General features: G+C 57.0%; 9 protein-coding genes and 1 riboswitch. Of the genes, 8 read left to right on the forward strand and 1 reads right to left on the reverse strand.

Annotated elements, in window-relative coordinates:
- Positions 1-229 precede the first annotated feature (229 nt).
- Positions 230-1,387, forward strand: coding sequence for an MFS transporter (locus tag ACTTKG_RS06655; protein ID WP_442673451.1), 1,158 nt, complete (start codon positions 230-232; stop codon positions 1,385-1,387).
- A gap of 65 nt (positions 1,388-1,452) precedes the next feature.
- Here the strand turns inward: ACTTKG_RS06655 and recQ are convergent, their stop codons facing one another.
- Entirely contained in the window at positions 1,453-3,234 is a 1,782-nt protein-coding gene (gene recQ, locus ACTTKG_RS06660) for a DNA helicase RecQ (RefSeq protein ID WP_442673452.1), read from the reverse strand.
- 82 nt (positions 3,235-3,316) lie between these two features.
- Here recQ and ACTTKG_RS06665 point away from each other — a divergent pair, with 82 nt between their 5' ends.
- The 7 genes from ACTTKG_RS06665 to ribD all read left to right on the forward strand — a co-directional run.
- A complete protein-coding gene (locus ACTTKG_RS06665) occupies positions 3,317-3,544 on the forward strand; it encodes a type II toxin-antitoxin system HicA family toxin (RefSeq protein ID WP_442673453.1) in 228 nt (75 codons plus the stop codon).
- Entirely contained in the window at positions 3,541-3,855 is a 315-nt protein-coding gene (locus tag ACTTKG_RS06670) for a type II toxin-antitoxin system HicB family antitoxin (protein WP_442673454.1), read from the forward strand. Before ACTTKG_RS06665 ends, ACTTKG_RS06670 begins: the two co-directional genes overlap by 4 nt.
- A 258-nt stretch (positions 3,856-4,113) precedes the next feature.
- On the forward strand, positions 4,114-5,667 hold the full coding sequence (locus tag ACTTKG_RS06675) for a TolC family protein (protein ID WP_442673455.1): 1,554 nt from the start codon (positions 4,114-4,116) through the stop codon (positions 5,665-5,667).
- Positions 5,664-6,788 (forward strand): efflux RND transporter periplasmic adaptor subunit, encoded by a 1,125-nt coding sequence (locus ACTTKG_RS06680; protein ID WP_442673456.1) that lies wholly within the window; start codon positions 5,664-5,666, stop codon positions 6,786-6,788. Before ACTTKG_RS06675 ends, ACTTKG_RS06680 begins: the two co-directional genes overlap by 4 nt.
- A gap of 21 nt (positions 6,789-6,809) precedes the next feature.
- Positions 6,810-7,550: an ABC transporter ATP-binding protein gene (locus ACTTKG_RS06685; protein WP_442673457.1), complete on the forward strand. Its 741-nt coding sequence runs from the start codon at positions 6,810-6,812 to the stop codon at positions 7,548-7,550.
- Between the two features lie 13 nt (positions 7,551-7,563).
- Positions 7,564-8,781, forward strand: a complete 1,218-nt coding sequence (locus ACTTKG_RS06690) for an ABC transporter permease (protein ID WP_442673458.1) — start codon at positions 7,564-7,566, stop codon at positions 8,779-8,781.
- Positions 8,782-8,938: 157 nt separating this feature from the next.
- A riboswitch (FMN riboswitch) is annotated at positions 8,939-9,083 on the forward strand.
- An 81-nt stretch (positions 9,084-9,164) separates the two neighbouring features.
- On the forward strand, positions 9,165-9,952 hold a 788-nt coding region (gene ribD / locus ACTTKG_RS06695; RefSeq protein WP_442673459.1), incomplete at its 3' end, for a bifunctional diaminohydroxyphosphoribosylaminopyrimidine deaminase/5-amino-6-(5-phosphoribosylamino)uracil reductase RibD.

Below are 9,952 nucleotides of genomic sequence, written 5' to 3' on the forward strand. Positions count from 1 at the left end.
AGATCGACGAGTGCATCAAAATCCTCAGTTGTCACGAATGATTCCTCCCTTGGACGTAGTATATATGTATTATTATTCGACTTTTACGCGCATTTCCCTGCCGTTTCGCGCAGCTTGCTGTATGCGTTATAAGATGCTATACTGAAAACAGGATGAGATGTCCCAGGCGTTGTTAGACAATATATTTTTTGTTTGACTTCCCTGTGGGGTTTGGGATTGAGGTAGGATTATGCAACACAATGATTTGCCTGTTGAGCATTCGCGCAGCTTGCTGCATCGAGCCAATCAGGCTTTTTTCTTTGTCGGCGGCTTCGGCACGGCGTCGTGGGCGCCGCTTGTGCCGCTTTTGAAAGCGCGCCTCGGCGTCGCCGAGGATGTACTCGGGCTGCTGCTCCTTTGCATCGGCGTCGGATCCCTTCTGACGATGCCGATCGCCGGATTTTTGGCGGGAAGATTCGGCTGTCGCCGGGTGCTCGCTGTCGATTCGCTCGTTTTCGCCGCGCTTCTGCTTTCGCTCGCTGCGGTGGGGGACATCTGCCTCGCTGTGCCTGCGCTTCTTGCGTTCGGTGCAGCGATGGGCATTCTTGATGTCACGGTCAACATTCATGCCGTGCGCGTCGAACAGCTTTTGAAGAAGCGTGTGATGAGCGGTATGCACGCGCTTTGGAGCATGGGTGGCTTCATGGGTGCGGGGCTTTTTGCCGTATGGCATTCATTCGGATTTACAGCTTTGGGTGCGACGGCGTGCTCATCTATTCTCATGGTGCTGTTGACGCTTTCTTTCACGCGCTTTCTGCTTGCGGGAAGGAGTTCGTCCGGTGGCAAAAAGATCGCTGTGCCTCGCGGAATCGTCATTTTTATCGCCTTGATCACCGGTGTTTCGTTTCTGGTTGAAGGCGCGGTCATGGACTGGTCGGGCGTATTTCTCACGGAGGTGCGCGCGATGGACATATCGCTTGCAGGTACGGGTTTTGCCTCTTTTTCGGCGGCGATGCTCCTCATGCGTCTTTTGGGTGATGCGGTCGTCAATCGTCTGGGGGCGCGCCGCGTCGTTCTCTTTGGCTTGCTTATCGCCATCGCGGGATTTTTGCTCGTGATTGGTTCATCCGCTGCGTCGCTCATCTTTCTGGGATTCTTTGCCATCGGCTTCGGTTGTGCGAATATCGTGCCGATTTTCTTCTCACTGATGGGCAGACAAAAGGATATGCCGCTCAATGCAGCAGTCGCATCTGTATCGACGTTTGGCTATCTTGGCGTGCTTATGGGACCTGCCGCCATCGGCTTTATCGCACACAGCACGAGCCTTCTGGCGTCCTTTGCGCTGCTTGCTGTTTTGCTCTTTTTCCAGCTTCTCATCGGACTGCATGTATTTCGCAAGGTGGCGTAAGGCGTTCGTTTTCGTGTGCTTCTACAGGCGGCGCAGGGGCGGTGATGAAAGCTTCTGCGCCGTCTTTATGCGCGATGTTCTTTGATGCACGCGAGGAAGGCTTCGCCGTAGCGTTCGCATTTCCTTTCGCCGACGCCCTTGACATGCAGGAAGTCGTCAAGCGTTTCGGGCAGCGTTCGGCACATGTCGCGAAGCGTCGCATCGGAGAAGATGACGTAGGGCGGCACTTGGTCGCGTGCGGCGAGTTCTTTTCGGAGCGCGCGCAGGTAGTCGAAGAGGGAGAGATCGACGGGCGTTTCTTTCTGTTTCTTGGGGAAGTTCTGAAAGACTTGCTCTTTGCCGCGAAGGACGGCGTAGGCGGGTTCGGCGAGCTGCAGAAGCGGGTATTCGCTTTCCGTGAGCGTCAGATAGCCCGTGGCGATGAAGCGCTGAATGGAGAGTTTGATCGCAGCGAGCGTCTGATCCTTCATGATGCCGTAGGTCGACAGCGCGTCGAGGTGCAGCGTGCGCACGCGCTGCTCGGCGGAGCCTTTGAGCACCTGCGCCGTCAGCGTCATGCCGTAGCGTCCGTGCATACGATAGACGCAGGAAAAGATCTTCTGCGCTTCAATCGTCACATTGCGCCGTTCGAAGTCGCCCTTGCAGCTGCTACAGCGTTCGCACGAGACGGCGGGCGAGCTTTCGCCAAAGTAGCGCAGGATAAAGGCGCGCAGACATTCGGGCGTATGGCAGTAGTCGGACATCTTCTGCAGGCAGCCGAGTTCGTGCGCCTTGCGCGACGCATCTTCGGTCGAGACGTCGATCAGATACTTCTGCGTCATGACGTCCTGCGGCGAAAAGAGCAGAATGCACTCGCCCGGCTCGCCGTCGCGTCCGGCGCGGCCTGCCTCTTGGTAGTATGATTCGATGTTCTTTGGCATGTTGTAATGGATGACGAAGCGTACGTTGGATTTGTCGATACCCATGCCGAAGGCGTTCGTCGCGACGATCGCCTGCACGTTGTCGTAGAGAAAGTCGTCCTGCGCCTTGGTGCGCGCTTCGTCGCTGAGTCCCGCATGGTAGGAACGCACGGCGAATTTTTTTTGCTGCAGGAAATGGCTCAAGGCGTCCGTCTCTTTGCGTGTCGCGCAGTAGATGATGCCGGCGTCATCGCGGTGCGTGCGCAGGTAGTTCGCGACGAAATCCCTGCGCTCGACGCCGGTGAGCACGCTGAAGAAGAGGTTCGGGCGGTCAAAGCCTGCAACATGCACCGCAGGATGGCGCAGATCTAAAAGTGAGATGATATCATCCTTGACGCGCGGCGTCGCCGTTGCTGTGAATGCGCCGATCAGGGGGCGCTCGGAAAGACCCGCGATGAAGGGCGCGATGGCGCGGTAGCTCGGGCGAAAGTCGTGCCCCCACTGTGACAGGCAGTGCGCTTCGTCGACGGCGATGAAGGAAACGGTCTGCTTCTTTAGGACGGCTTGGAAGAAGTCGGTCTCAAGTCTCTCGGGGGCGACGTAGACGATCTTGTACGCGCCGCTGGCGATGGCGTCGAGCCGTGCGTGCGCTTTTGCCGGCGGCAGCGAGCTGTTGATGAACGTCGCAGGTGCTCCAGCTTCTTTGAGCGCATCGACTTGATCTTTCATGAGCGAGATCAAAGGGGAGATGACGAGCGTGACGCCCGGAAGGAGCAGTGCGGGAACTTGGAAACAGATCGACTTTCCCGCGCCCGTAGGCATGACGGCAACCATCTCACGCCCATCGAGCAGACTTTTGACGACTGTCTCCTGCGCAGGACGAAAGCTCCGGTAGCCGAAGGTCTGTCGAAGGATTTGCAGCGCACGGGAAAACTTTTGATCGGGCATGGAGAGAAACTTCCTTTCATGAGGAAATATATATCTTGGTCATAGAATCCATACATGATATAATATATACGAGGTGATGCAAATGCCGATGACGGCGAAGCAAATGATACGATTGCTTGAAGCGCATGGCTTTGCAGCGGCAGCATCAAGCTCCGGGTCACATCAAAAGATGAAAAATATTGCAACGGGAAAAACGACGATTGTACCGATACATACGGGAGTATTGGGTCAGGGGTTGGAACATAAAATTTTGAAACAGGCAGGTTTATTGGAAAAACTGCGTGATGGGAAAGGGGCGCATGATTCGTGAAACACTATTATCCCGCCATCTTCGAAACGGCGCAGGAGGGCGGCTATACGGTGACAGTACCCGATATTGACGGTTGTTTCACCGAGGGAGATACGCTGGAAACTGCGATGTGGATGGCGCAGGATGCGATCGGCTGCCTGCTTGAGAATGTGGCGGAAGAGGCGTATCCTAAGGCGAGTCGTGTGAACGATATCGATACGGCTGAATATGCGGAGTGCTTTGTCACGCTTGTGGAGTTTGATCGGCAGGTTTATGAGCAGCGCTGTAGAGATGTCGCTATAGCGAGGGAACAGATCAAGGCTTTGGCATAATGCAGGCGAAGAAATTGGCAGGGGCGTGAGGATGGGCAGCGTATATGCGCTGCCTTTTTCTGTGGAGATCCCTTTTGCCATTTGACGAAAGGATTTTGAAAATGATGCTGTACAATGGATGAGATTCCAAGATAAAGCATTCGCGAAAAATCGTTAAATCCCTTTAAAACTCAGCGTTTTCTTATTGTGACACGCAGATAAGGACGATATAATAAGCAGCGTGAGCAGAAGTACACCCATCGGGGAGGAGAGAAAGACATGAAAATACGGCGAAAAAAGCCTTGGACGCTTCTCATGGCAGGGGCGTTTCTTTGCGGCTTTTCATCTGTAGCTGCGGCGGCGGATCTTTCGCTTGCGGATGCGGTCGAGCTGGCGCTTGTGCAGAATGCGGATCTTCGGATCACGAAGCAGGCGGAGACTGCGGCGATAGCGGCGCTTGACGAGGCGAAGGGAGAGGATGATTTTTCCGTCAACGCTTCGGGCGGCTATTCGCTCGGCAGGACTTGGAGCGATCGCCGGAATACGACGTCTTCAGGGCTGGACGCGGCATTGAAGGGCAGCGTCAATCTATGGGACGGCGGTAAGTCCGGCGGCAGGATCGACAGCGCGAAGATCGCCGTTCTGACGGCGCAGCTCAAGACGGCGCGTGCTGAGGAGAAGCTGCGTCTTTCTGTCATTGAGGCGTATTACAATGCCTTGCAGGCGAAAAAGACCGTTGGCGTGAATCAGGCAGCCGTCGACAACTACCAAGCGCATCTGACGAATGTCGAACAGCTTTTCGCAGCGGGCGCTAAGGCTCGCATGGATGTGCTGCGTGCATCCGTCGAGCTTTCCGATGCACAGCAGACGCTCATCAAGTCACAGAATGATTACGAGATCAGCTTGGCGAAGCTCCGAAATCTCGTCAATATGCATCGGGAAGAGCCGCTTCATCTCACCGACGACGCTGCCTACAGCCCCTTTGCACAGACGCTTTCCGACTGTCTTGCCTTTGGCGCAAAGAGCCGCAAGGAGCTTTGGATCGACAGATATGATGTCGTCCGCAGGGAGCTTGACGTCGAGGTCGTCAAGGCAGGCTATGCACCGCAGATCGACTTTTCCCTGAGCGCTTCGGCGAACAAAGAATTCGAGCCAGCTTCGTCCGACAGCCGAGGTGTGACGGCGGGGGTTCAGCTGAATTGGAACATCTTCGACGGCGGCAGGAAAAAGGCGCGTATTGAAGCGGCGGAGGCGGCGCTCGATGCAGCAAGATTGCAGCTCGAAAAGGATCAAAACGACGTCGATTATGACATTCGCGCGGCGTACTTCGGCATGAAGGAAGCGGAGAACCGTCTGCGTTCGACGCAGGACGCCGTCGACAAGGCGAAGGAGGATTATTTCATCGCGCGAGAGAAGTATCGTGCGGGTGAAGGAATCATGCTCGACGTCATCGACGCGCAGCTCGCGCTTTCGAAGGCGGAGCTGAACCATATCGGCGCACAGTACGACTTTGCACGCGGCAAGGCGCAGGTGGAAAGCGCCGTGGGGCAGAGCCTTACAAAGAGCGAGCAGCGTGCGGCGGATGCTATGGACGCCGTACCGCTTGCAAGAATTGAGATCAGCCGCAAGGATGCCGTACACGCTTATGAAGAGAACGAAAAAGCGCGAAAAGAGCGGCAGGATGCGACGGTCATTCCTTTCCGTGCAGAAAATATATCGACGGGAAAAACGCAGGCAACGCCTGCCGCATACGAGGAAAAGGCGACGGATGAGAAAGAGTCGGCAGATACGGCGGCAGCCGCAGCGGCAGTCGGAAATGGAGGCAAGGCATGAAGAGTTTCGGCAAGAAAGCGAAGATCGCTGTGACGCTCGTTGTTCTCGCGGTATGCGCTTTCGGCGGCTATAGCTTCTATGAGGCGCAGCAGGCGGAAAAGGCGATGATGGAAACTGCGGGTGAGACGGCGAGAGTGGAGCGCGTGGAGATGAAGTCTACGGTATCGGCGACGGGGACGATCATTCCCGTCGATTCCGTCGAAGTCAGCTCGAAGATCACGGCACGTCTCAAGAGCGTACTCGTGAAGGAAAACGATATCGTGACGGCAGGCGAGACGGTCGCGACGCTCGACGCGAAGTCACTCGCGACGAAGCGCGATCAGGCGCAGTTCAAGGTCACGAACGCCAAGGCGAAGTACGACCGCGAAGCCTACCTTTACAGCATCGGCGCCAATCCGCAGGCAACTTACGAGGATGCGCAGTACAACTATGACGCCGCGCAGAGCGTGCTCGAAGAAGCGGAATCCGATCTTGCCGAGACGATCATCCAGGCTCCGATCAGCGGCATCGTCGTCGGCAAGCCCAAGACGGCAGGTACGATGGCGACGGCGGGAACGGACTATCCGACCGTCATCATGCGCATCGCTGATCTGTCGAAGAAGCAGATCATGGCGAAGGTTGACGAAACGGACATCGGCAACATCAAGATCGGGCAGCAGGCGACCTTTACCGTCGATGCTTATTCAGGCAAGACGTTTACGGCGCGCGTCACGAAGATCAGTCAGACCGATACGGCGAACACATGGCAGACCGTGTCCTCGTCAAGCAGCACGACGACTTCGACGGCAAGCGTCATTTATTACTATGTGACGCTCGACGTCGATGACCCGGACAATCTTCTCTTTCCTGCTATGACGGCGCGTCTTGAGATCGAGACGGCGACGAAGCCCAGCGCTCTTGCAGTTCCGATTGCCGCGCTCAAGACGGACGCATCCGGCTCTTACGTCGTTGTCGAAATGCCTGACGGCACAAAGGAGAACCGCCCCGTTCAGACGGGCATCTACAGCGATGATTATGTGGAGATCCTCGACGGCTTGATGGAGGGTGAGATCGTATCCATTTCCTACACGGCGACGCAGCCGCAGTTCGTCATGGCTGGCGGCGGTCACCCGCCGATGTAACGCAGGCGGAAAGGGAAGATCATGGAGCAAATGAAAGAAAGCCAGATCGCGGCGAAGGAGCCGGCGACCATCGAGCTTAAAGGCATCAAGAAGCTTTATCCTATGGGCGATCAGATCGTCGCCGCTCTTGCCGGCGTGGATCTCACGATAAAAAAGGGAGAGTTTGCAGCGCTCATGGGACCGTCCGGCTCGGGCAAGTCGACACTCATGAATATCTTGGGCTGTCTCGACCGCCCGTCGCAGGGGTCGTACAAGCTCGACGGCGAAGAGGTCGCGCACCTCTCCGACGATGCGCTCGCCCTCACGCGCAACAAGAAAATCGGCTTCGTATTTCAGAACTTCAACCTGCTCGCGAAAAGCAGCGCGGCAGAAAACGTCGCCTTGCCGCTCGTTTATGCGGGCGTCAGCCGCAAAGAGCGGCGCGAGCGGGCGATGCACCTCTTAGAAGCCGTCGGTCTCTCCGACCGTGCCGATCACCAGCCCAACGAGCTTTCGGGCGGACAGCGGCAGCGCGTTGCCATCGCACGCGCTCTCGTCAACGATCCGCACATCGTCATGGCAGACGAGCCGACGGGCAACCTCGACACGAAATCAACGCATGAGATCATGGAGCTTTTTGAAAAGCTCCATGCTGCCGGACGCACGATCATCCTCGTCACGCATGAGCCGGATATCGCTGCCTGTGCAAGCCGTCAGCTTCTCGTGCGCGACGGTCTCATCACGCGCGATGAGGGCAGGGGCATCCAGATGGACGTCATATAGGAGGGACAGAGCTTTGTTGATTTGGGAAAGCATTACCATCGCCCTGCATGAACTGTTTGCGAACAAGCTGCGTTCCGCCCTTACCATGCTCGGCATCATCATTGGCGTCGCCGCCGTCATCGCTATGGTCTCCGTCGGCATGGGCGTCAAGAGCAACGTCGAGGACTCGATGGCAAGCCTAGGCAGCAATATGCTCATCGTCACGCCCGGCGCGGCGAACTCGGGCGGCATTCGCGGCGCGGCAGGATCGCGTGAGACCTTGAAGTACGACGACGCCGTCGCGATCAAGAAGAAGATCAAAAATATCGACTATGTTTCACCGATCGTGCAGCGTTCCTATCAGATCGTCTATGGCAATCAAAACTGGAACACCGTTGTCATGGGGGTGACGCCCGAGTATATGTCGATCCGATCGCTTACGCTGACCGTCGGCACCTTCATCTCGCAGACGGACAACGACAAGCGACAGCGCGTCGCCGTCATTGGTCCGACCGTCGCGGCGAATCTCTTCGGCAGTCAGAATCCTATCGGCAAGAACATCCGCATTCACAACCAGCCGTTTAAAATCATCGGCGTTCTTGCGAGCAAGGGCCAGTCGTCTATGGGGCAAGATCAGGACGATGTCGTCATCGTGCCTTTGATGACAGAGCAGGAGCGTCTCTTGGGCATCACACATGTGCAGATGATTAACTTGCAGGTCACGGAAGCTTCGAAGATCGTTCAAGTGCAGAGCGAAGTGGAAAGTCTCCTGCGCCAGCGGCACCATATTCAAAATGGCAAGGACAACGACTTCACCGTCAATAATCTCACAAGTCTCATTGAGACGGTGACGCAGCAGACGACGATGCTGACGATCCTTTTGGGAAGCATCGCGGGCATCTCGCTCCTCGTCGGCGGCATAGGCATCATGAATATCATGATGGTCTCCGTGACCGAGCGTACGCGTGAGATCGGCATACGAAAGGCTCTCGGCGCGACGTTTGGCAACATCATGCTGCAATTTCTCATCGAATCCGTTGTCATGGGCGTCGTCGGCGGTATTCTGGGCATCGGTCTCGGCTATGTCACATCCGTCGCCATCTCTCATTTCGGCGACTTCAAGACCGTCATCACGGCGATGCCTATTCTCGTATCCTTCTCGTTCGCCGTCGGCATCGGGCTTTTCTTCGGCATCTACCCCGCAAGAAAGGCGGCGAAACTCGATCCGATCGACGCTTTGCGCTACGAATGAGTGTGTATTGCATAGAAGAATCCCCCGAGCATTTTGTCGGGGGATTCTTCTATGCAATACATGGGAGCCAGCCGTTTCCGACGCTTCATGGTTCATCGCAGAGGGGAGAATATTCTTGACAAATATCCTAGTCTTATGGTATTCTTTCTTTTGGAGAAGCAGTCTTTGGGGCGGGGTGGAAGTCCCCACCGGCGGTGAAGGAAGCGCTTGCGTTGTTCGTGCTTTCTGCAGCCCGCGAGCCTTCGGGCAGATTCGGTGTGATTCCGAAGCCGACAGTATAGTCTGGATGGGAAAAGACGTGCAAGTTGCGTTGCGGAGACTGTGAAAAGAGCGTTCTTTTTGCGGTCTTTTTTTGTGCGGAAAAACAGGAAGGGGGCGGGAAGATGCAGTGCGATGAGGATTTCATGCGTGAGGCGCTTTTGCTCGCCAAGAATGCGCGAGGGCGCACGTCGCCGAATCCACTCGTCGGTGCGCTTCTCGTACGCGAGGGGCGTGTCGTCGGCGCAGGCTGGCATCGCAAGGCGGGCACGCCTCATGCCGAGGTTCATGCGCTCGCTATGGCGGGGGATCTCGCGCGTGGCGCGACCGCCTATGTGACTCTGGAGCCGTGTTCGCACCACGGGCGCACGGGGCCGTGCGCCGAGGCGCTCATCAAAGCGGGCGTTCGGCGCGTCGTCACCGCCATGCTCGATCCGAATCCGCTCGTCGCAGGGCGCGGCAAGGCTCTGCTGGAAGCGGCGGGCGTCGAAGTGACGGTAGGGGTGCTTGCTGAAGAGGCGCGTCTGCTCAACGAAGCGTATCTCAAATGGGTGACGGAGAAGCTGCCGTTTGTCACACTCAAGACAGCGATGACGCTCGACGGCAAGATCGAGACGGCGGCGGGAAATTCGCAGTGGATCACGGGAGAAGCGGCGCGTCGGCGCGTGCATGAGATGCGCGATGTGACGGATGCCATCGTCGTCGGCATCGGCACGGTGCTATCGGACGATCCGTCGCTGACGACGCGGCTGGCGGACGGCACGGGAAAAAATCCTTTGCGCGTCATCATCGACAGCCGCGCACGCACGCCGCTTGAGGCGAAGGTCGCCCGCGACGGCGCGGCAAAGACGCTCGTCGCCGTGACACGCGCTGCGCCCGAAGAGCGCTGCGCGGCTCTTCAGGCGGCGGGCGT

Source organism: Selenomonas sp., assembly GCF_052169755.1.
GTDB lineage: Bacteria > Bacillota > Negativicutes > Selenomonadales > Selenomonadaceae > Selenomonas.

Bases quoted from the DNA above. Each gene is read 5' to 3' on its own strand.
- recQ (WP_442673452.1), bottom strand. From the start codon at position 3,234: ATGCCCGATCAAAAGTTTTCCCGTGCGCTGCAAATCCTTCGACAGACC.
- ACTTKG_RS06685 (WP_442673457.1), top strand. From the start codon at position 6,810: ATGGAGCAAATGAAAGAAAGCCAGATCGCGGCGAAGGAGCCGGCGACC.
- ACTTKG_RS06655 (WP_442673451.1), top strand. From the start codon at position 230: ATGCAACACAATGATTTGCCTGTTGAGCATTCGCGCAGCTTGCTGCAT.
- ACTTKG_RS06665 (WP_442673453.1), top strand. From the start codon at position 3,317: ATGCCGATGACGGCGAAGCAAATGATACGATTGCTTGAAGCGCATGGC.
- ACTTKG_RS06680 (WP_442673456.1), top strand. From the start codon at position 5,664: ATGAAGAGTTTCGGCAAGAAAGCGAAGATCGCTGTGACGCTCGTTGTT.
- ACTTKG_RS06675 (WP_442673455.1), top strand. From the start codon at position 4,114: ATGAAAATACGGCGAAAAAAGCCTTGGACGCTTCTCATGGCAGGGGCG.